This window comes from Phocaeicola faecicola (genome assembly GCF_013618865.1).
Lineage (GTDB): Bacteria > Bacteroidota > Bacteroidia > Bacteroidales > Bacteroidaceae > Phocaeicola > Phocaeicola faecicola.
This window is the reverse complement of sequence record NZ_JABSOE010000067.1, coordinates 1-25,591: the sequence shown is the minus strand read 5'-3', so window position 1 is coordinate 25,591 and position 25,591 is coordinate 1. Positions and strand designations below refer to the sequence as shown.

The 25,591-nt window shown below is 40.5% G+C and carries 19 protein-coding genes; 15 read left to right on the top strand and 4 right to left on the bottom strand.

Going from position 1 to position 25,591, the window contains the following annotated elements; translation table 11 throughout:
- The first annotated feature begins 136 nt into the window (after positions 1-136).
- The 8 genes from H3001_RS15690 (at position 137) to mobV (ending at position 9,828) form a co-directional block, all read left to right on the top strand.
- Positions 137-919 (top strand): polysaccharide pyruvyl transferase family protein, encoded by a 783-nt coding sequence (locus H3001_RS15690; protein ID WP_181215442.1) that lies wholly within the window; start codon positions 137-139, stop codon positions 917-919.
- Between the two features lie 334 nt (positions 920-1,253).
- Positions 1,254-2,204, top strand: a complete 951-nt coding sequence (locus H3001_RS15685; RefSeq protein ID WP_181215441.1) for a helix-turn-helix domain-containing protein — start codon at positions 1,254-1,256, stop codon at positions 2,202-2,204.
- Between the two features lie 128 nt (positions 2,205-2,332).
- Positions 2,333-3,454: a site-specific integrase gene (locus tag H3001_RS15680; protein ID WP_181215440.1), complete on the top strand. Its 1,122-nt coding sequence runs from the start codon at positions 2,333-2,335 to the stop codon at positions 3,452-3,454.
- A 367-nt stretch (positions 3,455-3,821) separates the two neighbouring features.
- Positions 3,822-4,589: a hypothetical protein gene (locus H3001_RS15675; protein ID WP_181215439.1), complete on the top strand. Its 768-nt coding sequence runs from the start codon at positions 3,822-3,824 to the stop codon at positions 4,587-4,589.
- A 110-nt stretch (positions 4,590-4,699) separates the two neighbouring features.
- On the top strand, positions 4,700-5,071 hold the full coding sequence (locus H3001_RS15670) for a helix-turn-helix domain-containing protein (protein ID WP_181215438.1): 372 nt from the start codon (positions 4,700-4,702) through the stop codon (positions 5,069-5,071).
- A gap of 4 nt (positions 5,072-5,075) precedes the next feature.
- Positions 5,076-6,467, top strand: a complete 1,392-nt coding sequence (locus H3001_RS15665) for a DUF3987 domain-containing protein (protein WP_181215437.1) — start codon at positions 5,076-5,078, stop codon at positions 6,465-6,467.
- A 114-nt stretch (positions 6,468-6,581) separates the two neighbouring features.
- Positions 6,582-7,604 carry a DUF6371 domain-containing protein gene (locus tag H3001_RS15660; RefSeq protein ID WP_181215436.1) on the top strand — a complete coding sequence of 341 codons (1,023 nt, stop codon included), beginning with the start codon at positions 6,582-6,584 and terminating at the stop codon, positions 7,602-7,604.
- 190 nt (positions 7,605-7,794) lie between these two features.
- Positions 7,795-9,828 carry a MobV family relaxase gene (mobV, locus tag H3001_RS15655; RefSeq protein WP_181215435.1) on the top strand — a complete coding sequence of 678 codons (2,034 nt, stop codon included), beginning with the start codon at positions 7,795-7,797 and terminating at the stop codon, positions 9,826-9,828.
- An 88-nt stretch (positions 9,829-9,916) separates the two neighbouring features.
- Here mobV and H3001_RS15650 read toward each other — a convergent pair whose 3' ends face one another.
- Genes H3001_RS15650 through H3001_RS15635 form a run of 4 tightly spaced genes read right to left on the bottom strand, consistent with a single transcriptional unit; the run spans position 9,917 to position 16,239 of the window.
- The gene (locus tag H3001_RS15650; RefSeq protein WP_181215434.1) at positions 9,917-11,092 is read right to left on the bottom strand and encodes an efflux RND transporter periplasmic adaptor subunit; all 1,176 of its coding nucleotides are present in this window, start codon (positions 11,090-11,092) and stop codon (positions 9,917-9,919) included.
- Positions 11,089-12,330: a TolC family protein gene (locus tag H3001_RS15645; protein ID WP_181215433.1), complete on the bottom strand. Its 1,242-nt coding sequence runs from the start codon at positions 12,328-12,330 to the stop codon at positions 11,089-11,091. Before H3001_RS15645 ends, H3001_RS15650 begins: the two co-directional genes overlap by 4 nt.
- Complete coding sequence (locus H3001_RS15640; RefSeq protein ID WP_181215432.1) at positions 12,327-15,452, bottom strand: efflux RND transporter permease subunit; 3,126 nt, start codon at positions 15,450-15,452, stop codon at positions 12,327-12,329. The genes H3001_RS15645 and H3001_RS15640 overlap by 4 nt, the downstream gene beginning before the upstream one ends.
- A gap of 16 nt (positions 15,453-15,468) precedes the next feature.
- Positions 15,469-16,239: a phosphatase PAP2 family protein gene (locus tag H3001_RS15635; RefSeq protein WP_181215431.1), complete on the bottom strand. Its 771-nt coding sequence runs from the start codon at positions 16,237-16,239 to the stop codon at positions 15,469-15,471.
- 757 nt (positions 16,240-16,996) lie between these two features.
- Between H3001_RS15635 and H3001_RS15630 the strand changes: the two genes are divergently transcribed.
- The 7 genes from H3001_RS15630 to H3001_RS15600 all read left to right on the top strand — a co-directional run bounded on the left by H3001_RS15630 (position 16,997) and on the right by H3001_RS15600 (position 25,390).
- On the top strand, positions 16,997-18,148 hold the full coding sequence (locus H3001_RS15630; protein ID WP_181215430.1) for an IS110 family RNA-guided transposase: 1,152 nt from the start codon (positions 16,997-16,999) through the stop codon (positions 18,146-18,148).
- Between the two features lie 671 nt (positions 18,149-18,819).
- Complete coding sequence (locus H3001_RS15625; protein ID WP_181215429.1) at positions 18,820-19,788, top strand: glycosyltransferase family 2 protein; 969 nt, start codon at positions 18,820-18,822, stop codon at positions 19,786-19,788.
- Positions 19,789-20,089: 301 nt separating this feature from the next.
- Positions 20,090-21,055, top strand: coding sequence for a glycosyltransferase family 2 protein (locus H3001_RS15620; RefSeq protein ID WP_181215428.1), 966 nt, complete (start codon positions 20,090-20,092; stop codon positions 21,053-21,055).
- Between the two features lie 74 nt (positions 21,056-21,129).
- A complete protein-coding gene (locus tag H3001_RS15615) occupies positions 21,130-22,185 on the top strand; it encodes a glycosyltransferase family protein (RefSeq protein WP_181215427.1) in 1,056 nt (351 codons plus the stop codon).
- A 13-nt stretch (positions 22,186-22,198) separates the two neighbouring features.
- Positions 22,199-23,329: a UDP-galactopyranose mutase gene (glf, locus tag H3001_RS15610; protein ID WP_181215426.1), complete on the top strand. Its 1,131-nt coding sequence runs from the start codon at positions 22,199-22,201 to the stop codon at positions 23,327-23,329.
- A 3-nt stretch (positions 23,330-23,332) separates the two neighbouring features.
- Positions 23,333-24,370, top strand: coding sequence for a hypothetical protein (locus H3001_RS15605; protein WP_181215425.1), 1,038 nt, complete (start codon positions 23,333-23,335; stop codon positions 24,368-24,370).
- A 6-nt stretch (positions 24,371-24,376) separates the two neighbouring features.
- Entirely contained in the window at positions 24,377-25,390 is a 1,014-nt protein-coding gene (locus tag H3001_RS15600; RefSeq protein ID WP_262890862.1) for a glycosyltransferase family 2 protein, read from the top strand.
- Positions 25,391-25,591 lie beyond the last annotated feature (201 nt).

Here is a 25,591-nt window from a genome sequence, read left to right as displayed (position 1 = left end):
AGAACGATTCAGATGCCATAAATTCGGTTTCGAAGATATGGTGATTCTTATTGCTTGTGGATTACACAACTTCAGAATCAGCCACAAAATGAGTCATATAACAAATTAATCTATATAATGTCTATTAAGAAAAAAAATTAATATATGGTTAGCTCCTCACGAGGTAGTAAGAAGGAATACTGATAGATTCATAAAGCGATATATACACCAATATAAATGCAGGCGCTGGAATTCTGGATTGGCCGACAGATTTGATGCGATAGTTGTTGGAAGTGATCAGATTTGGCGTCCGGAATATTCCCAACCAATAGAACAGGCTTTTTTGTCTTTTCTAGAAGACACTCATATCAAGAGAGTGGCATATGCTGCTTCTTTTGGGGTTGATACTTGTGAGTACACTAAAGAACAATTAATGATTTGTTCACTTCTTTTGAAGAAATTTGATGCGGTTTCTGTGCGTGAAGCTTCTGGCATAAACATTTGTCGTAATTATTTTGGGGTAGAAGCTTTACAAATGTTAGATCCAACATTATTACTTTCTGCAGATGATTATAGGGGTTTAATCTGTAAAGCGCATACTGAGCCATCGAATGGTAATATATTGGTTTATATTTTAGATAAGACTCCAGAAAAAGTAGCTTTGGTTGAAAAAATTGCGAAAGACAAAAATTTAATTCCATTTTGGCTTGATAGTCCGGATGAATATCAAAGCAATCTACCTTTGGAAAAACAGATTAAAATGTCTGTTGAGCAATGGTTGAAATCTTTTGGCGATGCAGAATTTGTATTTACTGATTCTTTTCATGGATGCATATTTTCTATTATATTCCGTAAGCAGTTTCTTGTATTTGGAAATCCAAAGAGAGGGTTAAGTCGGTTTTATTCACTTTTGTACTTGTATTTAGAGCCTTATAACTAACCATAACTTACTATGACTAACTAACCATAAAGCATTGATTTTCAATACTCTTTGATTTTTAACACTTTCTGAGTGCTTTTTGGCAGTTCCCGATTTTCCACATATTTTTGCAGCGTATTTCTACCGTGGAGAATTTGCGGAGCTTTTATTTTGTCATATCGTGAACGTAGTTGACAAGGGTTTACGAGTGGTTACGATGGAGGACAGATTTGAAGTTGATAAGTAAAAAGCGTTATATTGTGGACTGGGTTGACAAAGGTTGTCAATGGTTCACTTCCGTTTACTCCATCGGTGGAATACTCAAATGAATTTGAACAATGCAATATCAAAGAGTATGAGACCGACAAGAAAATGTGAATTTTGTGGCAAGACATTCGTGCCAAGAAGCGGTATGCAGAAATACTGTTCCGAGGAATGTCAGGCAGAGGCAAAACGTCTTAGGAAGAAAAGACAGCAGGACTTGATTAACGGTATTGAGCCTATCATGGATCTGCAACATCAGGAGTATCTTACCTTCTCCAAAGCTGCCATTCTGATGGGATGCACCCGACAGTGTATCTACAAACTTGTGGCTAACGGCAAGTTGAAGGCATCAAGATTGAGCAGCAGAATGGCATTCGTAAGAAAGGCTGATATAGAGAAGATGTTTGAAGGTAATCCCTACAAGCGTGTGGTTCCTGCCAGCAAGAGCAAGCTCAGTAAAAAGGCAAAAACAGAAAAGCCAACACAAAACCTGGAATCAACAAAAGGGAAAGAGGAGAATGAGGTGCTTGACTATTATTCGGGCGAGGAAGTGATGTCCATTTATAAGGTCAAGAAGTCTTGGCTCTACACCTCCGCCAAACGTAACCAGATACCGATGTGCCGTATCGCTGGCAAGAACTATTACAGCAAACGATATATTGATGAATTCTTCGGTACTGCCGTTGACCTCAACAGTATCACGGAATGGGTGACTGCTGATGATGTAGAGGATGCTTTCAGCATGAGCAAGTCGGCACTCAGGGCATACACTTACCGCCATAAGATACCGACCAAGCGAGAATACGGACGTACCTATTATTCCAAGGAGCATCTTGAAGAACTGCGCAGGACTGACCTCATGAGCGATGACAACTATTATACCACCGAACAAGTGCAGCAGTTGTATGGTCTGACAAGTGCCAACATCTGCCATATCGTGAGAGTTCACCATATCAGTAAGGTAAAAGTCGGAGTGAAGAACCTGCTTTTGAGGACGGATGTGGAGCGTGCAATGGCAGAAAGGGCAGCAAAAGGACTGTGATTTCAAATGATTTCAGCATTATCCATCAATGACTGCAAATAATGGGAGTCACGGAAATATCATTCAGTTATTTTGTAGCCGTGAAGATACACTTCACCACGAATAATCATCAATAATACATATCAGTTATGAGCAACATTTGCAAGACCGTATCATTGCGTACACGCAAAATCAAGGACGGACACATGCTGTCCTATTATCTTGACTATTATCCAGGCTATCGTGACGAGAGCACGATGAAAGTCATTCGCCATGAGTCGCTTGGCATCTACATCTATGCCAAGCCGAAGAACCAGACGGAACAGAAGTACAACCTCAACCTTACGGCAAGAGCCGAGGCGATACGCTGCCGTCGCTTCGAGGCTATCGTCAACGAGCGTTACGACTTCTTCGACAAGGAGAAAATGAAGGGAGATTTCCTTGCCTACTTCAAGAAACTGGCGGACAAGAAGAACTCCAAGTGGCAGCACGTCTATATGCACTTTCGTACATTCACGCAAGGCAAGTGTACCTTCGGTGAGATAAACGTGGACTTGTGCAACAGGTTTCGGGAGTATCTGCTGACAGCACCACAGGGACTGCATAAGAACAGAAAGTTACATATCAACTCAGCTGCCAACTACTGGTCAACTTTCCGTGCTTCAATACATACAGCCTATCGTGACCATAAGATAAAGGAGAACCCGAATGGCTTTCTGGAACGCATCGAGACCATTCCGACTGACAAGGAGCATCTTTCACAGGACGAGGTTATCCGCTTGGCATCCACACCATGCTCTGCTCCTGCCTTGAAGCGAGCCTTCCTGTTCTCTTGTCTTACGGCATTGAGAAAGAGCGACATCAAGAAACTCACTTGGGAGGAGATACAGCCATACGGCAGCGATGGTGTGATGTATGTCACCACACGAATGCAGAAGACAAAAGACATCGTGCATAACCCAATCAGTGAGGAAGCCTTGGAACTGATAGGCTATTCACCGGATAAACGAGGTAAGGTGTTCCCCGATTTCAAAGACTCCATGACACAGGCACCGCTGAAAAATTGGCTGAAAGATGCAGGGATCACCAAGCATATCTCCTATCATTGCTCACGCCACAGCTTTGCCTGTCTCCAGTTGGACGCAGGAACAAGTATTGCGGTTGTGCAGCGTTATCTCGGTCACAAGAATGTGGCAACAACAGAGGTGTATGCCAAGATTTCCGATGCACAGAAGCGTGCTTCGGTTGGCTGCATTACGTTGAGAAAGTAACCTTTTGACAATAATGCATCGGAAAAGGACTGTTGGAATGATAGTGTTCCAATAGTCCTTTTCTCGTTTTGTTGGTTCTATTTGCTGTCGTGGATAGAACCAATTCGACAAATACATTCCAATTTCTGTTGATATTAAAGAGGAACTGCAAATATCCCTTTTCTTTGCCCTTACCTTTGTAGCCAGCAATAAGCAGCAACTGGCACTAACGAGAAGTTTAAAGTATGATTCAGAGTATGATATCATATTAGAACGCTAATAAAGCGTAAAAGAAAGAGTGCCAGAGAACGTAAATGCGGTTTTTACATGCTTCTGCATCTAACTTTGTGGAAGTTTTTGAACGAATAAAAATAAAACGAATACAATAATGATAGAAAACAAGACAACTTCAGATTGTACCATCTACGCTTTTGTTGGTACTGCAATTCTCGCCATCTCTCTTGTCGTGGCTGTGTATGTAGGCAATGACTTTCACCAAAGTCTGTTTGTCGAGTCAATCATCTTTGTAGGGAGCAACATCCTGCTTTGGGCGATATTCATTTCTATGGTGAATTATCCCTATGAACTGATGACCATTGGTAGCAACAGCAAGACAAAGAAAAACGTTGTAGAAGCAGAGCCAGCAACAGAACAAGAACAGCCAAAGCAAACATTACCACAAACAGAGTCAGCACAATACAGTCATGAGGACTATGCCAAGTGTGTAGAGGCACAAGAAAAAGAAGCACAGGAGATAAAGGAAAAGCGAACAAGAACCGTACTTGACTATGTGCATCGTACCATGTCAAGGTTTCTGTATGAGGAAGATTTGTACAAGGTAATTGAGGCAGTCAAGGAATGGAGCAACGACACCAACTATACCCCGACAGCAATAAACCGCTTCAAGGAAAATGTTGAGAATATCCCTTTAAGGCACTTCGTGTGGAATATCGCAGAGCGTTTGGGTAAACGTGATTACACAATGGCCATGCGAATAGCATTTGTCAAGGCATTATTTCCAAAGCCGTTTGAAGGCTTGGACTACAGTACATTGAAGAACCTGAAAGCACCATGCTCCAATGATGTCATTCCTATTGACGAACCTGCTAATGGTGGATATGATTTCCATGATGTTAAAGAGGAAACTCCCGAATAATCCCCATTGTTAGAGTTATTCCTTCGTGAATGACAAATGACTGTCACGAACCTCAGTAACGGAAGCATCATTCTGTTCCTTTGTCCCAGTTTTTTTAGAACAACTTGTATATGACAAAGGAATTAACTTTCAACGACCTTCCAATGGTCGTTGCCCAGCTTCGGGATGAAGTGGTGGGCATGAAGCAGATGATCATCAGTCTGCAATCACAGAACAAGCCACACAAGGCTAATACGCACATACCTATGAGTGTGGAGGAAGCATCGGCATACCTGAAAATGCCGATGGCTACCCTCTACATGAAACTTGGAAACGGCAGCATTCCTGCCACCAAGCCGGGCAAGCGTTACTGCCTTTATCAGGATGAACTAGACAAGTGGCTGGAGACAAACCGCAAGAATCCTGTACCTCTCACGGCAGAGGAGGAGAATGCAGCCATTCTTGCAGGAAACAAGCGCAAGCCGAACCCCTTAAACTGGTAATGCTATGGATGCGCTTGAACTCTGTAACAAAATCAACATGGAAGCCGAGTCTTTAGCGGACTCAGGCTTCCCTCTTGAGGTATTTCCACAAAAAATGCAGTCCATCATCATAGACATGGTGGTGCACGGCAATTTCAAGGTGGATTATGTCGCCATGTCCATGCTGTCAGCAGCATCAGCGGCTCTTGGCAATACCTATCGTATTCACGTCAAGCAGGATTGGGACACGAATGCCGCCCTTTATATCATATTGGTTGGCAGGCCTGGCATGGGCAAAACTCCACCATTACAGCTTGCATACAAGCCAATTCGGGAGTATGAACGAAAGCTGTTTGACAAGTTTTGCCATGAACTTGACCTATATGAGGCAGCATGTGCAACAAAGGAAAGCGGAAGCAAGGACATGAAGAAGCCTATTCTGAAAAGGGTCACATTGGATGACTTTACATTGGAGGCTCTGGTATTGGAGCATTACAACAACTTGCGTGGCATAGCCATCAACTATGATGAAATTCTCGGACTGCTTGCCAATACAGACAGGTATGGGAAAAATCCCATGCTTGAACGCCTACTTTCCATCTGGAGCGGATGCCACTTGGAGAACACACGTGTCAAGAATGACCGCCCACAACGTGTAGAAGAGCCATGTGTCAACATCATCGGTACAACACAGACCAAACGAATGAAGGAACTGATGGCTTCCAAATTCATGGATACAGGTTTTCTTGACCGTATTCTGGTTGTATATCCCAAATCCAAGAAAGTTCCACACTGGCTGGATGAGGAAGACGGCCATGTGCGCCAGAGCGAGGCTTCAAGAAAATGGGCTGACATCATCGGGAAAATCTTTGGACTTGACTATGCAAGGTGTAATGACACAAATGAATGTTGTCCAAATATCCTTTATATGGACAAGGACGCACACTCCCTTTTCTTTGGTTGGTGGAACAGAAATGTGGATGCCATCAATGCCATAGAGGACGATGAGGATGTTGAAACGAGGGTGATGAAGCACAATACCCACGTCGCACGCATTGCCTTATTGCTCCAAGCTTTAAGATACGCCTGTGGCGAGAGCCATCTGCAAAGTATTGATGTGGATTCCATAAAAGGAGCATTACTGCTCAATGAATATTGTGAGAATTGTTATCAACGCTGCCGAGCCTTTGTTGCTGAAGACACCTGTGATTCTATGTCCAAGGAGTTGCTGTATCTGTTGGAAGACAGTTTTGACACAAAAACTGCCATAAAAACAGGAATGGAGAATCTGCATGTTACAGACCGTACTGTGATGAACTATATAAAGGAGCTTATGAAGTCTGGACTAATCACAAAGGCAAAGAAAGGATTTTACGAAAAAGTAAAGTTCGAAACAGGACAGGCAACTGAAACATAAACCAACCTGTTTTCAGTATTCATTTGTTTCAGTTTTTCAGTTGACAAGTGCGTAACTGAAAACATGAAAGAACTGAAAGCTGAAATTCACCAATAATTCATTTCAGTTACGATTATGAACGAGTATAGATTTCACTTGGAGAAATACAGATCGGGTAATCGTTACACATGCCCGAATTGTGAGCGCAAGCGTTGTTTCACAAGATACATAGATGATGAGGGGGAAGTGTCCTTCCCTGACAATGTAGGCAAATGCGACCATGAGCATAGTTGTGGGTATCACTATACTCCTAAAGACTATTTCCGTGAGCATCCAGACTTTCTGTCTAAGGACAAATTGCCATATCCGACAAGAAGGAATATCCAACCGAAAGTCGTAGAAAAGCCTATTTCCTATATCGCCAACGCTATTATGGAGCGTTCCTTGTCTCATTACGGAATCAATCCGTTATACCGGTACCTTTCCAAGGTCTTTGGTGAACAAGAGACAGAAAGGCTGATTAAGATGTATCATGTCGGAACATCCTATAAGTGGGGAGGCTCAACCATTTATTGGCAAGTTGACAAGGATGATAAGGTGAGGACTGGCAAGGTCATGCTATATAATCCCAAAGACGGACATCGTGTGAAAGAGCCACGTTCTTATGTTGGATGGGCGCATGCTTTTCTTCATCTTCCAGATTTCAACTTGTGCCAATGTTTCTTTGGTGAGCATTTGCTGGCACAGCATCCCACAATGTCGGTCGCTATTGTCGAGAGCGAAAAAACTGCCATAATCGCATCACATTTCATCCCCAATTTCATCTGGCTGGCAACTGGAGGTATGCATGGCTGTCTCAACCAAATCGCTGTCAAGGTATTGGGAGGTCGGGACATCATTCTATTCCCTGACCTTGGAGCAACGGACAAATGGAAATCAAAAATTCCATTGCTGCAATCTGTTTGCAAAAGGGTTGTCATAAGCAACATCTTGGAAGACAATGCCACCGATGAACAAAAGACCAAAGGTCTTGACATTGCAGACTTCCTACTGATGGTGGAAACACCGCAGATGGCGCTACAAAGGCTGATAAAGCAACATCCGCCACTCCAACATCTGATAGACTGTCTTGGGTTGGTGTTGGTGGAAGAGTCATAGCAGAGTTGGTAAGGATCTGCGAGCACGCTTGCGTGACGGACTTTCAAAAAAGTCCTAAAACATAATAGGGACTTTTAGATTCACCTGCTGACGCTGTTCACTTAAAAAGTCCTTCTATTATGCTCAAGCTCCGCCCGAGACCTGTCACCAGTCATACTATAACAATGTTACAAACTCAAACAAGATTCTTATGGAAAGAAACATACCACGTGCCGCCATCCATGTAGGCACAGACAAGAAATCGTTCTCGTCCCAAGTGGGCAACGAGGCGGAACGCAGAGGTTGGGACGAGAAGCGTTACCAACTAAAAAACGCAGACATAGACAAGAACAACCATTATAACTACTCACGCAAGAGACTCAACTTTGAGATAGTCAAGGGTGGAAAGATTGTGCCTCTTGGTTCCCAGTCTGTGCCGTTGCATGAACGCTTGCAGCACAGACTTGATGAACTTGGCTTCAAGCCATATATGGATGCCAAGCGTCCCGACCAAGTTTCAAGGAACAGTCCGAACTGCACTGTCGGCATCATCTTCAGTGGTGACCATGATGTGCTTAACAGGCTTGCCTTTGGTGAAAAGAAACTCAATACGTCAGATCCAAATGCTGACCACAGCAAGGTTGTATTGCAAAAAGGCATCTATGACTGGGCATTGGACACCTACCGCTTTGCATGTGAGAAATGGGGAGAAGAGAATGTCATCGGCTTTGATGTGCATTGTGACGAAACAAGCATCCATGCCCATGTGCAGACCGTGCCTGTTGAACAAGTAAAGAAACGTGGGCGTGTCGGAAGCAAGTATATTCACAAGGATAATCCAGAAAAGGTTCTCTCTACAAGGGAATGGAGAGCACTTCCAAAAGAAGAACGTGACAACTACACAAAATCGGAAGCGGCAAAGGGTGTTGTTGAAAGGGTATCTTATGCCAAAGTGTGGGGAGAGCGAGCAAAGGACAAATCCCAATACCTTTCCCAACTTCATACCGACTATTACAACAAAGTTGGGCATAAGTATGGTTTGGCAAGAGGCTTCTCCTATGATGAACTTTCAGAGGAAGAGAAGCGAGGACGCAAGCATAAGAACAAGGTGGTGCTTGAAGCTGAACGTCAGGCGAAAGTCGCTCTTGACAAAGTGGAGAAGTATGCTGTACTTGCCCTGATCGACAAGAAGGAGTTGACCATTCCTTTTCTCAACATCAAGGCTCCAGTTCAAGAAGCGATGAATGCCGTAAAGAAAGAACTTGCCATCCCTATTCCTGCACTTATAGGACAAAAGGCGTGGCGTGAGGAGCGTGTGGCTAATATCTACGCTGCAATCAAGGCTCTTGTAGCAGCCATTAATGCAGAACGTGACAAGCAGAATGAAGGTGTACGCAAGTCTGTCAACAAGACATACACTTACTATATGCAGAATCTCAATAAGCAGATAGAGGAGAACAAATCGCTTCATGCCGAGAATGATGCGCTAAAGACTGAAAACACCAAAGTCAAACAACGCATCTCTCAACTTGACGAGAAGGCTGTGGAGCGAGTGACTACTCAACTTGTCTATGCGAAGGAAGAACTCGCCAGTGCAAAAAAATATAATACTACACTTATGGAAATGTACAATGATTTGAAAGCTCGTTGGAATGCCATTTGGCAAGAGCCTGAAATGACAGACGCATGGAGACGAGTGGAAGCACGTAAGGAGAAAGAAACAAAAGAAAAGGCTCGGCAAGAAGCCGAAGCCAAACGTGAAAGCATGGCTCGGCAAAATAGATACATAGGAGTGCTTGACAAGTTCATCCATGAGGGACATGAAGCTCTATCTTCCTTTGCCAAGACAGATAGAGTCAACTTCAACGAGAAAGAATCGGCTTCCATATACTATGGCATTATGGCATCTGCTGTAAAGCATAATATTGGATTGGACTCTAAAGCCAGTATAGATTCGGCAGCAAAGAGGTTCTTATCTGATATGTCTTGGCATGGTTTTACAGACTTCAAGCAGGAATGTGTCACCAACTGGACAAAACTCTTCGCTACGAATGAAGTTCAATTCACAGACAACGCCATTGACAACTTTCTCGCTTTTGTTGACCACATGTCATGTAGTGCAGACACATACGTTTCACTCGGTGGCTCCAATGGGTGTGCTGACCAACTTACAAATTGGGACGGAACACAAAAGATAGGATTGGGAGCAATTAATAATAAGCCCTATCGTTCATCACGAAGATAAGTATTGTATAAAAGGTTGTAAAAATCAAGATGTGAGATTATCTAAAGCTTATCTCACATCTTGACTATAAAGGTATATTTTCTTCCTTTTATTCTTCCCCATGGTCTGCCGTCATAGACGCTATGTAGAAGGCATTGGAAGTGACAACAGTTGCATCCTTGCTAATAGGAGCGACGAAATCTATTTGCGTATATCCCAATTCGCTTACACCTGCAACGACTTCCACCTGCTTGAATTGATATTTAAGGTCATTGCCTTCTTTGTGTTTTTTGTCAAGCACGAACACATATTGCTTGCCATTGGCATTTACAATAGCATCGTCAGGCAAGGCTGGCACATTTTGTTTGCCCATACTGATGATGCCTGTCACATACATGCCAGGAATAAGTTCAGCGGTGTTCTTTGCGTCAATACCGACACGTACGGATATAGCCTTGGTGTCAGAATCCATCGAGCGATTGATTTCTCTTACCGTTCCCTTGAAATGAATATTCGGGCTATTGGTGATGACGAAATCTACTTTCTGCCCTTTAGCAACTTGATTGATATTGCGCTCAAATACATTCAAGTTGCAGAACACGGCGGCATTGTTGGCTACTTGCATCAATGATTGTGAACTTTCCGTATAGCTTCCACTCTTTATGCTTATCTTCGTCACGATGCCAGAAATTGGAGCAGAGATAGCTACCTGCCGTATGATTCTGCCTTGTTTCACAAGGTTGGTGTTAATGCCAATTTGACGGAGCTGGTTGTAAAGCCCTGTCTGGCGAGCCTGTGCCATCTCGTATGCTGCTGATGCCTGTTGCAAGGTCTTTTCCACTCCTGCCTTCTGTGAAGCCAATGTATTTTGGCGTAGCAACTCCTGATGTGTTACATTGGTCTCTTTTACAGCAATGAGATAGTCTTTCTGCAATCCTACGATTTCGGTATTCTCTATGTGTGCAACCACTTGACCTGCTTTCACCTGCTGTCCTTCCGTTACATAAATTTTGCGGACAACACCTCCTACGAGAGAAGTCACGTCTGCCATATCCTGTGGGTTGAGCTGAAGTTCGCCATTGGCACGTATCACATTGTTGAGAGAGCGACTCTCAACCTTGCCGAGCGTAATGCCAACCGTCTTTATCTGTTCTTGAGTAAGTTCAATGGTTGCATTGCCTTGCTCCTCTACTTTGTTTTCCTTTACTTCTTCCTGCTTGCCTTTTGTGCATGATGCAAGAAATATGCTGATAACAGCAATGATGATGATATTAAATGTTTTCATTGTTTATTTCCGTTGAGATAATTAATATTGATGATAGCTTGATTATAGTCGTTGACAGCATCTATGTAACGAAGTTGCACATCAAGAGCCGAAGTTAGGTTTTGTATGTATTCCACATACCCCATTTCTCCGTTCTCGTAGTTCGTCTGCGATAGTTTCACCATGAGTGTTGCCTCGGCGTTGCCTTGTCTCTCGTAATAATCAAGCACTTGTTTTGCTCTCATATACTCATTGGTGGCATCACGCATAAGCGTTTTCTGCTGCTGTTCTGCCAATGCACGCTCATTCTGCACCAACTCTACATCACGTTTGGCAGCCTTGACTTTTGACCGGTTACTTTTCCAAAACAGAGGTATGCCGATGCCTACCTCAAATCCCATGAAGTTGCCTTTGGAAAACCTGCTTCTGTCAATATTGTAAGGATTGAATCCTTGGATGACTGCCTGTGTTGTAAAGCCGAGAGTGAAGCTTGGCATATACCCTTGCTTGGCAAGCGAAACACTACGTTCATTGCTTATGAGGCGTGCTTGCATGTTTCGTCCAAGTGGCGTGTCAGAGAAATTAGTTTCCCCAAGATTCGCGTCATGTAGTTTTGCCATTTTCTCGTCCTTTGGTGTGAAGTCTGCATTGGTATTGATGAGCTGTTTCAACTGCAACAGATATTTCTTGCAATCATTCTCAGCTCTTTGCAAACTTATCCGATTCTCATTCAATAATCGTTGCGCATTCATTTGTTCCAGTTGGTTGGTCTCTCCTGATTTGTACTTTGCCGATGCCAGTTGCAGGAAGTGCTGATATACGCTGTCTTGCTTTTGCAATACCTGCAAAGTGCTGTGAGCATGAAGCCACGAATAATAAGCGGAGGTTACATCCCTTACCAGTTGGTTGCCTACTATTGCCACCTGGCTTTGCGCCACGGCAGTCTCAGCTTTCAAGAACTTGTTACGGGCGTTATACACCGTAGGAAAATCAAAGGTTTGGCTTATCGTAATGCCATTGTCTGGACTTCCGCCAGACGTAGGGTCTTGACTGAGCGATATTGAAGTTTTTTCTATGTCAAAAGCCGTACCCTGCAAGTCTTTGGCTTTGCCAACTGCAATTTGCCCATTTCTCATATATAGGCTGTTGTCAAGAGCGAGATCTATGCATTGTTGCAAAGACCAACTCTCATTTTGTGCGTACATGGAGGCGAATGCCATAGACAGTACGCCTAATATAATCAATCTTATTCTTGTCATACGTTTGTTTCTTTTTTCTTGGTGAATGTCTTATAAATAGATGGCAAGACAACAAGTGTCAATATCGTGGCTGTTACCAATCCGCCAATGACCACAGTAGCCAACGGTCGTTGAACCTCAGCACCGTCACCAGTTGACAAGGCCATAGGCATAAAGCCCAAGGACGCTACCAATGCGGTCATGATGACAGGACGAAGACGGAGCATACATCCATCTATCACTCGTTTCTTTACATCCGTCACGCCTTCTTTCTCAAAAGTATTGAACTGTCCTATCAGCACAATTCCGTTCAGTACAGCCACACCAAAGAGGGCAATGAAACCTACACCTGCGGAAATGCTGAAAGGCATACCTCGCAGGCATAAAGCCCACACACCACCAATGGCAGAGAGAGGTATGGCTGAGAATACGAACAAGGTTTCCCTGATATTCTTCAACGTAGCATACAGCAAACCCAAAATGACGAGCAACGCCAAAGGTACTGCCAACATCAAACGATTGGTAGCCTCTTGAAGATTTTGGAATTGACCGCCATAAGTGTAATAATAACCTGCTGGCAGCTTCAGCTCCTTGTCCAAAATCTTCTGTATCTCATCCACAGTGGTCTGTATGTCTCGTCCCCTAACATTGAAACCGACAAATATCCTTCGCTGTCCATCCTCATGTGTAACCTGTGCAGGTGCATCTGTCAGTGTAATCTGTGCCACTTGCTGGAAAGGAATTGTTCCGCCATCGGGCAGAGGAAGGTACAGACTTTCTATAGCTTTTATGTCATTACGTAAGTCCTTGTCCATACGCACCACCAAGTCGAATCGTTTGTCGCCCTCAAACACATATCCCGAGCGGCTTCCTGCAAAAGCAGTTTCAAGCACCTTGTTGGCAGTTCTTATCGGAATGCCATATTTAGCCAGCTGATCTCGGTTGTACTTTACTTGAATCTGCGGCAAACCTTGTACTTTCTCGACAAATGGGTCAGACACCCCGTCAACACGCTTGATGAGAGATGCCACTCGCTTTGCGGATGCTTGCAGAGCATCAAGGTCGTTGCCGTATATCTTAATGGCGACATCCTGCTTGATACCTGTAATCAGTTCGTTGTTTCGCATCTGGATTGGCTGTGTCAATTCGGCTTCCATACCAGGAATCTCTCCCAAGGCTTCTTCCATTTTTTCCATGAGTTCGTCCTTTGTCTTGGCAGATGTCCATTCTGCTTTCGGATAGAGAGCGATAAGCATGTCTGCACGTTCTATAGGCATTGGGTCGGTTGGAATCTCTGAACTACCGATACGAGTTACTACCTGCTTCACCTCCGGGAACTTGGACTTCAATATCTTTTCTGCCTGAGTGCAGGTCTTCACCATCTGCGAGAGTGATGTACCTTGTGCCATGCTGATTTCGGCTGCAAAGTCACCTTCTTCAAGATTCGGGATAAACTCACCGCCCAAACGAGTGAAAGCGAAAAGGCTGATGCCGAACAGCAGCACCATGGAAGCTATGAGCACCTTGCTATGTTGCAGACTTTTGGTGATGATAGGCTTATACCAACTCTGTAACTTGTTTATCAGACGGTCTGACAAATTAGTCTTATGTACGCTTTCCTTGCTAAGGAACAGAGCACTTGCCATTGGTACGTAGGTAAGCGAAAGGATAAACGCTCCAAGGATGGCGAAGAAAATGGTAAGTGCCATCGGACGGAACATCTTTCCTTCTATACCAGCCAATGTAAGTAATGGCAGATATACCGTCATGATAATGATTTCGCCAAAGGCTGCACTCTTACGAATCTTGGAAGCGGAATGATATACCTCCTTGTCCATCTGCTCTTGTGTTAAGCGCAAGCCATGGTATTTGTCACGACTGATACCTATATGGTGGCATACGGCTTCTACGATAATCACAGCGCCATCCACAATCAAGCCAAAATCAATGGCTCCCAAACTCATAAGGTTTCCGCTGACACCAAACAACCGCATCATACCAAAAGCAAACAGCATAGCGAGCGGAATGACGGATGCCACCACCAATCCTGCCCTATAATTACCCAAAAACAGAACGAGTATGAACACAACAATGAGGCCACCCTCGATAAGGTTGCGGGTGATAGTGCCAGTAACACGGTCAACCAACTGAGTACGGTCAATGAATGGTTCTATGACTACACCCTCTGGCAGACTCTTCTGAATCTGCGCAATACGCTCTTTTACGTTCTTAATAACTTGCTGGAAATTTTCACCTTTCAGCATCAGTGAGATACCTGCCACCACTTCACCCTCGCCATTGCGTGTAACTGCACCATAACGTGTGGCATAGCCATATTGTACTTTTGCAATGTCACGTATCAAGATAGGCGTACCATTGATAGTCTTGACAGGGATACGCTCTATGTCTTCGAGTGTTGAAACAAGTCCTAATCCTCTGATAAAATATTGGTTGCTATTTTTCTCTATGTAGCTTCCGCCTGTATTCTCGTTGCCTGCTTCAAGGGCATCGTAAACTTCTGTGACTGTAAGACCAACAGCATTGAGACGGTCGGCATCCACAGCCACTTCATACTGCTTTACATATCCACCCCAGCCGCTGACTTCTGCAACGCCAGGTGTTCCTGACAATTGCTTGCGGACTATCCAGTCTTGGATGGTACGTAAATCTGACAAACTGTATTTGTCCTCATATCCCTTCTTTGCACGAATGGTATAATGGAATATTTCTCCCAAACCAGTAGTGACAGGAGCCATACCTATGGTAGCCTTACCTTGCGGAATAACTTCCTCTGCCTCCTTTAATTGTTGGCTTACCTGCTGCCGAGCCCAATATACATCTGCATCGTCATCAAAAACCAATGTAATGACAGACAAGCCGCTGCTACTGATGCTTCTGCGTTCTTCCACACGTGGAATGTTGGCCAAAGCCATTTCTACTGGAGTGGTTATAAACTGCTCTACCTCTTGCGCTCCCAATGATGGAGCTTGGGTTATCACCTGTACTTGATTATTTGTAATATCAGGTGTAGAGTCAAAAGGCAACTGCGACAACGACCATGTGCCCCATATAATGAGCACCAAGGTCAACATACCTATAGTTACCTTGTTCTTGATTGATAATTGAATTATTTTTTGAAACATTTCTTTATCGTTCTAATTATAATTGTATAGTTAGTGCTAGTCCTCCTTGTTGTCCGTTATAATATGGATAGACAGTGTTTGTTCGCTTGGACTGTTTGTTGTGCATCTTGCGTGAAATCGGATCATATAACTTGTATGCCAATTTCGTACACAGAATACCCAATCCTGCTCCAAATGCCACGTCTCCTATCCAATGCTTGTTATTATACACACGCAATGCTCCTGTGCTTGCAGCTATGACATAACCACCTATACCTATCCACGGTGAAGTATCCTTGTATTCTTGCCACAAGAGTTCTGCCCCCATGAAGGCAACAGTTGTATGCCCAGATGGAAAAGAATTGCGACGTGAGCCATTAGGACGCATCTCTCTTACTGTGTATTTCAAGCCATTTACGGATATAGCCGTCAGCAAACTTGACAACCCCAACAGCATCGTTTGTTCTTTTAGGTTATGACGACTTTTTACTCCGCATAGATTTAATGCCAATACGCTTACAGCTGGCACATACTGTGTATAGTCATCAATCCCTATGGCTATTGGCTTGTGGGTTATAACCTCATGCCCGATAGCATAGTTCAGCATCCTGCCTTTATTCATAACAATAGCCTCTGCAGTTCCATACGACATAAGTGACATTGGTATAATATAAGGCACGACACTTGACCTCTTCATAGAAGTCATGTCTGTGCTATCTTGTGTGAATGTCAAGCTGTCTTTGCTTTGTGCATACGACAAAAGAGGAAAAGCCAGTGCGCCAAGCGCCAGAATTTCCTTAATTGACATTTTGCAATAACTAATGCCTGTGCTCCAAACCCTGAAGCACTTGCAAGTTCATAATAAAAATGATTGATTTGTAACTATACCTTCCATATGAATAGGTATAGTCGCTGTACGTTGCCCCTTAAAAGAACCAACGCTATTAGAAACGATAAAAAGGAGGTGCCCTAAGTCCATTTATCCGCAATAGTTCCACCTTTATAATAATAGGTGTATGAGTATCAAACTCTGTTTTCACAGGTTCTGACACCCAACCCATAATACGAGATAAAGCCCATACTATTGCATGATATAAATAATGTATGTTACTTGTATGTAAAGTCTTTACTGACACAACATCCCAACTGCCTTGTTCGAAGCACTTTGTTCCATCGTCCTTATGTGACGTATGTTTGTCATTGTCAGCGTTGTCGCTATTGCAATGCTCCACAACGGTACATACCGCACTTTCGTGATGATGGTGCGGTATAAATGGCAACGCCAACAATACAATTGTTGTCAAAGCCACAATAGTTATGTAGAGCTTCTGCTTCATTATATTTTCAATTTGGCTGCAAATTTACATAAAATTTCCGAATTATAAGTCAGTATGAATAAAAAAGCACAATGATTTCCCTCGAATTGTGCGAAATTAGCTTTTTTTTGAAAAAAATCAAGGCCACAACTGCAAAAACAGCCATCAACGTGCTCTAAGTCACAATAATTTTTACTATCTTTGAAGCAGTGTTCATTAACCGGGTTTTTAACTTCAAAAATTAGGCTTATGAAAGCAGTATGTGGTCTTGACGTGCACAAAGATAGCATTTATCTTTGTATTTTGCACCCTGATGGTGAATTATTTGAACAAGTTTTCGGAGTTTTAACATTTCAACTGCATGAAATGTGCAAATTGCTCAAAAAACACCACGTTTCAGAAGTTTCAATGGAAAGCACCAGCATTTACTGGGTACCAATCTGGCGTGTGCTGTCTCCTCATTTTACACTCCGCCTTGTCAATCCGTATTTTATCAAGCAGCTTCCCGGTCATAAGAGTGACGTGAAGGATGCTCAATGGATTGCAGAGTGTACTAAGAAGGAACTAGTAAATGGTAGTTTTGTACCTCCAGAGATTATTCAGCAACTTCGCCAATATGACCGTAGAATCTTTGACCTCAATGAGGAAATCGTGCGTAAGGAATCCAAAGTGGATGCTGTACTCCAACGGTGCAACATCCGCTTGAGCAACTATGTCTCCAACATAGAGTGCAAGAGTTACAGAACCGTCGTGCGCAGGCTCTCGGAAGGTGTCACTGACCCACAGGAATTGATCAAGGAGATTCATGGACGCATCATCAACAAACATGGCAGAGAAACTATACTTGCCTCTATGGAGGGAGTTGTCTCCCAAGCCGAGATAGATGTCCTTCGCCAACTCCGTGAGGAAATAGACATTGCCGAGAGCCACAAGAAAGAATGCCAAGACAAAATGTCGGAGATATGCCAGAAATACTTCCCGGAGGAACTCAGACGCTTGCAAACAATCCCAGGCATCAAGGAACGTGCCGCAACATCATTGATCGCAGAGATCGGTACAGATATGAGTAAGTTCGAGACGGCAAATCACCTTGCTGCCTGGAGTGGATTGCGCCCAAGAAATGATGAGTCCAACAAAAAAGTGAAATCCCGCAAAACGACACATGGCAACAGCTATCTCAGAAGAACCATCATACAATGTGCATGGGCTGCCAGTCGGCAGAAAGACTGTTTCTTTAGTTGGTTTTCCTATCACCAGACTGTAGTGAGAAGAAAAAACAAGATGAAAGTCATCGTCGCTGTAGCGAGAAAAATGCTCGTTTCTGTTTGGCATGTCCTACATGACAATGTCGAATATATCGACTTCAAGCATGATTGTGAAGAGTCCGCAAACAACGGATGATCATAATATACCTTCCATGAAAAGGCTACTATCTTTGTGATGGTCACACCTCGTCTGCAAATTAACTCATATCATGGAGGGCTATGGAAGTCAGTATGAGTGTAACTCGAAGAGGAAAGTATACTAATAGTAACATTTGCATAAATGTGCAAGTGCGGAATGTGGTGTGCCTATTTTTCCTGCTATATGCTAATTTACTGGTTTTAGTTACCCTATGCGAGGGAAATCATTATCCTTTTATAGAGGAAAGGTAGCAAATAAACATTGCAACCGAGTTGCAAAGTTATACGTATGCCATTTTTTTGATGCGAGAACCATACTAAAATCTGTATGACTCCTTTGCTTTTCATACTGCGGTTTCAGTAGAAACACCTCATCCTATCCCTTTTCATTGGTTTTTGGTGTAATCGAAAGTTAAATACGTTAAATATTACCTTTTCGTATCTAAACAGAATCCACACAGTCACTTTTCTACCGTTTAGGGTGTAAAATACTGATAATCAACTAATAATAGATACTGGATTTATTTTCATTGAATGAAAGACTAATCATCTCATCTGATGAATATTTTTCAAATATTCCTTTAATTGATTATGATTTTGTTTATAAGAAATTAGATTTACTACGGAAACAATCTGACGAGTTTATAACCACAATATTGAAAAAATAATATGAATCCCTTAATATCTATAATTGTTCCTATCTATAATTCTGAATCTACACTTAATAAGTGTATAGATAGTATTATTAATCAGAGTTTTACAGATTGGGAATTGCTTTTAGTCAATGATGGGAGTAGCGATAGTTCTGGTAAAATTTGTGATGAATATGCTGTTAAGGATCCACGTGTCAAAGTATTTCATAAAGAAAACGGCGGAGTCAGTTCAGCACGTAATGTAGGAATAGACAATGCTATGGGAAAATGGATTACTTTTTGTGATTCTGATGATTTTGTATATTCTTCTTGGTTGGATAATTTTGTCACACTTTTAATAACAGATAACGAACTTATATGCCAATCGTTTAAAAGTTCTGAATCTTTATTTAATCCATCTTCAAAAGGATCTGTTTATGGATTTGATTATTGTGGAAATAAATGCGATGGATTGATAAAACTTTATGAGAATAAAATACTGGGATATTTGTGGGTAAAACTATTTAAAAAAGAAGTTATTGATAAATTCCGGCTGCGTTTTGATGAAAGGTTTAACTATTGGGAAGATCAGATCTTTTGCATAAAATATTTGTGCTATATTGATACAATGTCTTGTACAAGAAAGGTTGGTTATTATTATAATGTACCTGACTGGGATAATAAATATAGGGTGAAAAAGAATATGATATTGGTACACAAATTGATATATATTAGCTTTTCTGATATATTTAAAGGAGAGTTAAATAAGCTAGTGTCAGATTCAATTGATGATTACATTGGTCAAGTATTGGATTCTTATCGAGAAAAAGATTCACAATGTAAAAGTAATTTAAAAGAGTTATGTAAAGTGATGCAATCTGATATTTTGAAGAGCCATTTGTTTTTCTTGACAAAATGGATTGTTTATCTAGATAGAACATTTTTGTTCAGTCACTTATTATTATTTTTACATGTTAAATTGAAAAGAGGAAATATAAAGAATTAATTTACTCATATTGAGATGGCCTTTTACGACAGGTTGTAGTTTCCTTTAGGGATTGCTTCTGTAAGTTACTCAGAAATATAATAATGGGAAGAACAGATTATGAAAATTTTCTTTTCATGACGATAATCAAACAACGATTGTTCAATTTGTGGACTTTTTTCAGATGGAGCCTATTGCCGTCTGTCTAAAAAGGGAGTAATCCTAAAACTTAGATCCTTACATTTAAATGAATAAAAATATATTCTATATAGAATATAGGTTATATTGTGTGTAATCTTATGATTTATGAATAAGAATTTTTATGCAAGAAAGTACTTTTATATCAGTTATTGTACCTGTATATAATGTTGAGGAATATTTATGCAAGTGCTTAGATAGCTTATTGTCGCAAACGTTTAGGAATTTAGAAATATTATTGATAGATGATGGTAGTACCGATCGTTCGGGCGAAATTTGTGATAGATATGCTAATGCAGATTCCAGAATAAAAGTTTTTCATAAAGAAAATGGGGGAGTAAGTTCTGCACGTAATATGGGATTGGATAATGCTAAGGGTGAATGGATTACATTTGTCGATGCTGATGATTGGATTGATGCTAATATGTATGAAAATCTTTGTAATGAAGCTATAAAATCCCAATCTGATATTGTTTTATGTGATTTTTATTTGTACTATGGCCCGGATAAAAAAAATATATGTAAGACAATTTCTACAAATGGAACAAAAGATAATATTTTACGTAGCTATATATTGTCTTTTACATCCTTGTGCAATATGTTAGTTCATCGTTCGTTATATGATGAATATCGTTTAAGAATTCCTTTAGAGTTGATTAATTGCGAGGATTTTTGGCTTACTGTTCAATTATGTTATCATGCAAAAAAAATCTCAAGTGTTCATGTCCCATTATATTATTACAATAGAGCAAATGTCAACTCCATATTGAATAATCATAATGTAGCAAAATACAAAAGTGAGTGTAAGGCTTATTTGGGCATTATTTCTTTTTTTGAAACAGAAAAAGTCTTAAATTTATATCAGAAAGAAATTTCTTGGAGAATATTAAAATGCAATCAGGATTTGGTTTTGAATCCTCAAATGCATGAAACTTTTTTAGCATGTTATCCGGATTCTCATAAATATATATTGAGTTGTCCCGATAATTTCTGCAAAAAGAAAATGAAATTTTTGATGTGGATGCTTGTTCATAAAATGAGATTTTGTGTGATAGTCATATGTAAGATTAGAAGTCTCATGGGAAGATGATATAGGGATAATAAAAGCCTCTTCCATTATGGATTCAAAATTTTAGTTGTAGATGCGGATGATAATTTATTATTATGAAAAGTTATAATAAGGGACTTTCTGGAATAATTAGAGCAAAGAATGAAGGACGCTTTTTAAGTGCATGTATTGATTCATGCATCAATTCATTGGATGAGTTAATAGTAGTATATAATGATTGCTCTGATGATACTGAGATTGTTTTGGCTGAGAAAGTGAAACAATATCCCGGAAAATTAAAAGTTTATCCTTTTAATAATCATATATTATCGCATAATCTAAGTAAAGAAGAATTTGAGTATGCAATATCTCTTCCAGAAGATTCTGTAAGGCTACATTCAACTCAATGTAATTATGCTCTTTCTAAGGTGACTTATCAGTATGCGATGAAAATAGATCCAGACCAAATATATTTTGCTGATGAAATAAAAAAATGGAGAGATGTATGCTGCTTGGATCAATCTGTGCATTGGAGTGTCAGTTTTATATTGGGATGGATTTTTATGATGTATATTTCTGTTTATCGTAGAATTTCTTCAAGATTAGGATATCCGTTTCTTCAAATGTTACCTGATAAATTAGTTTCTTTCTTTAAAAGATATTATTCTATCTATATAAAATGGAAGTTGCAAAAGGGGGATGTTGCTGTTTCCTTTTCTGGGGTAAATCTTTTCTGGGATACAGATTGGACAATCCCATTTGATAAATTCAATATTCACCCTCCTTATAATGGTGAGGGAGATACTTTGTTATTTCGTGTATCGGAAAATACTTTCTTTTCTAGATATTATAATATAGATAAAAGGCCTTATACTGTAGTGGAAAAGTTTAACCATCCTTATAAAGTAGTTTTGGCTGATAGTCCAATTTGGTTCCATTTACATGCTAATCGGACTTATTGTGTAGAAAAGGTTAGAAAGGTAAAAAAAGATCATCCTGAGTTATTTGTCTCGTTAGAGGAGTTCCTGAAGATGAATTATAAGGAAGTACTAAGAAAAATGGATCCTCAAGTGAATACTTTATACCAGCGCATTTTGTTTGCGTTAGTTCATAAAATGGGATTGAAGACGGTGAGGAAACATTTACCTTTGTTGGAAAAAATAAAAATTTAACCTTATTTGAAATATGGAAAAATACGATTTTTTGGTTGTGGGTTCAGGACTGTATGGAGCAACTTTTGCTTGTTTGGCCCATAGACAAGGCAAGAAATGTCTGGTGATTGATAAGCGCACTCATCTGGGTGGTAACATATATTGTGAAAATGTAGCAGGAATAAATGTGCATAAATATGGTGCACATATTTTTCATACTTCAAACAAACGTATTTGGGATTTTGTGAATTCGGTTGTAGAATTTAATCGTTACACAAATTCACCTGTTGCAAACTTCAAGGGTAGGCTTTATAATTTGCCTTTTAATATGAATACTTTCTACCAGATGTGGGGAGTGACAACACCAGAGCAAGCCATTAAGAAAATCGAGGAGCAGAAAGAGGAGGTGATGAAGAACATGCAAGCGCAAGGGATTGATACGCCAAGAAATCTGGAGGAACAGGCTCTGCTACTGGTCGGTAAAGATATTTATGAACGGTTGATTAAGGGATATACAGAAAAGCAGTGGGGGAGAAAATGTGCGGAATTACCAGCTTTTATAATCAAACGTCTTCCTGTACGCTTAGTTTTTGATAATAACTATTTCAATGATAAATATCAAGGAATTCCAATTGGAGGATATAATCGCTTGATTGATGGACTTCTGGAAGGTATCGAATGCAAAACTGAAGTTGATTTCTTTGAAAATAGGGAATACTGGAGCTCTGTTGCTGATAAAATCGTATTTACAGGAAAAATTGATGAATTTTTTGATTATCGTTTCGGTAAGTTAGCATATAGAACCGTTCGGTTTGAAGAAGAAATATTAGATACTGCAAACTATCAGGGAAATGCGGTGGTAAATTATACGGAAGCTGAGATTCCGTATACACGAATTATTGAGCACAAACACTTTGAAAGTTTCGGACAAGAGGTTTACGAAAATCCTAAAACCGTTATTTCAAAAGAATATTCTGTAGAATGGGAAGAGGGAATGGAACCTTATTATCCAGTGAATGACAGTCAGAATTCTTCTCTGTACCAGAAATATAAAGAATTGGCAGACAAAGAGAAAAATGTAATATTTGGCGGACGTCTGGCTGAATACAAATATTATGATATGGCCCCGATTATTGAGGCGGTATTTAAACAATTTAATTTTTGATTTATGTATAAAGGTTATAAAGTAGTAGTAAATACCGCTGCAGGACGCCGTCGGTATATGCAGTATTTGATACCGTATATTGTATCATGTCCTTATGTAGACCGTTATGATATTTGGGTAAATACGCACAATGGGGCAGATATCGAGTTTTTCAAACAGATGGCAAGTAGGTTTCCAGTGGTAAACTTAGTATGGCAGCCTGATGGAGTGGTAAATGGTAATGCAAGTATCAATGCCTTTTATAAAGCTTGTGTAGAAGAACAGACCATCTATTTTAAACTGGATGATGATGTCGTTTGGATGGAGCCAGGATTGATTGAAAAAATGATTCAGTTCCGTTTGGACTATCCACAGTATTTTCTGGTCAGCCCTTTAGTAATTAATAATTCCTTGTCAACTTATCTTTTGCAACTTGATGGCAAGATACAGCTTGACCAATATTATAACGCAGAATCTTCGCATCCTATATTATGGAAAAGTGGATGTTTTGCGCGTGATTTGCACCATTGGTTTATCAATAATTATTTGATAACAGAGCATTGGGACCGATTGCATTTAGGTAAGAAGGAAATGGGAATGACACGCTTTTCTATCAATGCCATATTATGGTTTGGTGATGAAATGAAGAAATTTAAAGGAGAAGTTCCTGGCGATGATGAAGAATATCTTTCTTGTATTTATCCTACGCTGCAAGGGTTATCGAATGCCTGGAACGGAGATGCTATTGTGGCTCATTTTGCGTTCTTTACCCAGCGTGAAGAATTAGATCGAATGGGTATTTTGGAGAAATACGGCAAGTATTGTATAGATAGCTGGAATAAAGATGATAAGATGAAAGAAATATCTGGTTTTGTTCAGTCTGTAATGAAAGATATTGCTTCCAGACAGGCTGAATTGGAGGCTCAGCCATCACCTTATCGTCGAGTTCCTCCTCGTAAGATACCGCATGCACGTATTAAAAAATTGATTCCGGATATTGTATTGGAGGTACTCCGTGAACGTCGTCAGAATAATAGAAATACTGGATTCATTATAAAATAAGAACAGATGTCTCAGAAAATCTTGTCAATTATAGTCCCCACTTACAATATGGAAAAGTATCTTTCCTATTGTTTGGATTCTTTTTTAATCGATAAAAATAGAGATAAACTTGAGGTCATTATCGTGAATGATGGGAGCAAAGACAGATCTTTGGATATTGCCAAGGAATATGTGTCACGTGCGGCTGATGTCTTCAGGGTGATAGACAAGAAGAACGGAAACTATGGGTCTTGTATTAATGCTGCACTGCCTGTGGTGAATGCGAAATATGTGAAAGTGGTAGATTCAGATGACAGTGTAGATACAGTTCATTTAGATGAATTTATTACTTTCTTGAGTGAAAATGATGTAGATTTAGCCCTGTCTGATTTTGTTTTGGTGGATGAAGACAGGGTAGAATTTAAACATATCTCTTATGATTGGGGTAAATCTTTGATGAGAATGAAGGAGGTTTGTGTCACCGACCGTTTTAAAGATATGGAAATGCATGCTGTGACTTATCGTGCCGAACTGCTCCCGAGGATAGGATATCGTCAGACTGAGGGTATTTCCTACACAGATCAGCAGTGGATTTTTGCCCCGATGTCTGTTGTAGAAACTGTAGGGGTTTTTAATAAATCTGTTTATCGGTATTTAGTTGGCCGTTCTGGGCAGACTATTGATCCAAAGGTAAAGATTAAAAAAATGGCAGACCGTACAAAGTATGTGCTGGATATGATTGCTTTATATGATAAACTTTGTCAATCAGTTGGTCCCGAGGTTAAATCTTATCTGGACGCTCGCATTTTCCCGAATATTAAGGATATCTATATTACTTATTTTACAAATTCTTCTTTAGTTAACCGAAATTTGATACAAGATTTTGATATACAATTTAAAAAGTATTCTTATGTATTGTATCAGCATGTGGGACAACTGAATATTTACATTAGGTTTTGGAGGCAGATTGCAAGATATTCCGTTGTAAATTCTGCTTTTTGTAGACTCTTTAATGTTTTATTGGGGCTAAAAAACAGATAATTAATATTGCTGAAGTATGAAAACAATCGTGAATATGGCCTGTGGGCTTGCTAACAGGATGTTTCAATATGCCTATTCACTAGTGTCTCTTAATAATTGTAAAAAGACTCGTTAATTATTTGATTTACAATATTTGTTTTCAAAAAATGCTTGTCGCATATTTGAATCAGTTACCTTAGGGGCTGGGCCAAATTGCGATAG

Coding starts and splice junctions, on each gene's coding strand:
- H3001_RS15665 (WP_181215437.1), top strand. CDS start 5,076: ATGGATGCGCTTGAACTCTGTAACAAAATCAACATGGAAGCCGAGTCT.
- H3001_RS15675 (WP_181215439.1), top strand. CDS start 3,822: ATGATAGAAAACAAGACAACTTCAGATTGTACCATCTACGCTTTTGTT.
- H3001_RS15620 (WP_181215428.1), top strand. CDS start 20,090: ATGCAAGAAAGTACTTTTATATCAGTTATTGTACCTGTATATAATGTT.
- H3001_RS15605 (WP_181215425.1), top strand. CDS start 23,333: ATGTATAAAGGTTATAAAGTAGTAGTAAATACCGCTGCAGGACGCCGT.
- H3001_RS15635 (WP_181215431.1), bottom strand. CDS start 16,239: ATGTCAATTAAGGAAATTCTGGCGCTTGGCGCACTGGCTTTTCCTCTT.
- H3001_RS15615 (WP_181215427.1), top strand. CDS start 21,130: ATGAAAAGTTATAATAAGGGACTTTCTGGAATAATTAGAGCAAAGAAT.
- glf (WP_181215426.1), top strand. CDS start 22,199: ATGGAAAAATACGATTTTTTGGTTGTGGGTTCAGGACTGTATGGAGCA.
- H3001_RS15650 (WP_181215434.1), bottom strand. CDS start 11,092: ATGAAAACATTTAATATCATCATCATTGCTGTTATCAGCATATTTCTT.
- H3001_RS15645 (WP_181215433.1), bottom strand. CDS start 12,330: ATGACAAGAATAAGATTGATTATATTAGGCGTACTGTCTATGGCATTC.
- H3001_RS15685 (WP_181215441.1), top strand. CDS start 1,254: ATGAGACCGACAAGAAAATGTGAATTTTGTGGCAAGACATTCGTGCCA.
- H3001_RS15630 (WP_181215430.1), top strand. CDS start 16,997: ATGAAAGCAGTATGTGGTCTTGACGTGCACAAAGATAGCATTTATCTT.
- H3001_RS15680 (WP_181215440.1), top strand. CDS start 2,333: ATGAGCAACATTTGCAAGACCGTATCATTGCGTACACGCAAAATCAAG.
- H3001_RS15660 (WP_181215436.1), top strand. CDS start 6,582: ATGAACGAGTATAGATTTCACTTGGAGAAATACAGATCGGGTAATCGT.
- H3001_RS15640 (WP_181215432.1), bottom strand. CDS start 15,452: ATGTTTCAAAAAATAATTCAATTATCAATCAAGAACAAGGTAACTATA.
- H3001_RS15670 (WP_181215438.1), top strand. CDS start 4,700: ATGACAAAGGAATTAACTTTCAACGACCTTCCAATGGTCGTTGCCCAG.
- H3001_RS15625 (WP_181215429.1), top strand. CDS start 18,820: ATGAATCCCTTAATATCTATAATTGTTCCTATCTATAATTCTGAATCT.
- mobV (WP_181215435.1), top strand. CDS start 7,795: ATGGAAAGAAACATACCACGTGCCGCCATCCATGTAGGCACAGACAAG.
- H3001_RS15600 (WP_262890862.1), top strand. CDS start 24,377: ATGTCTCAGAAAATCTTGTCAATTATAGTCCCCACTTACAATATGGAA.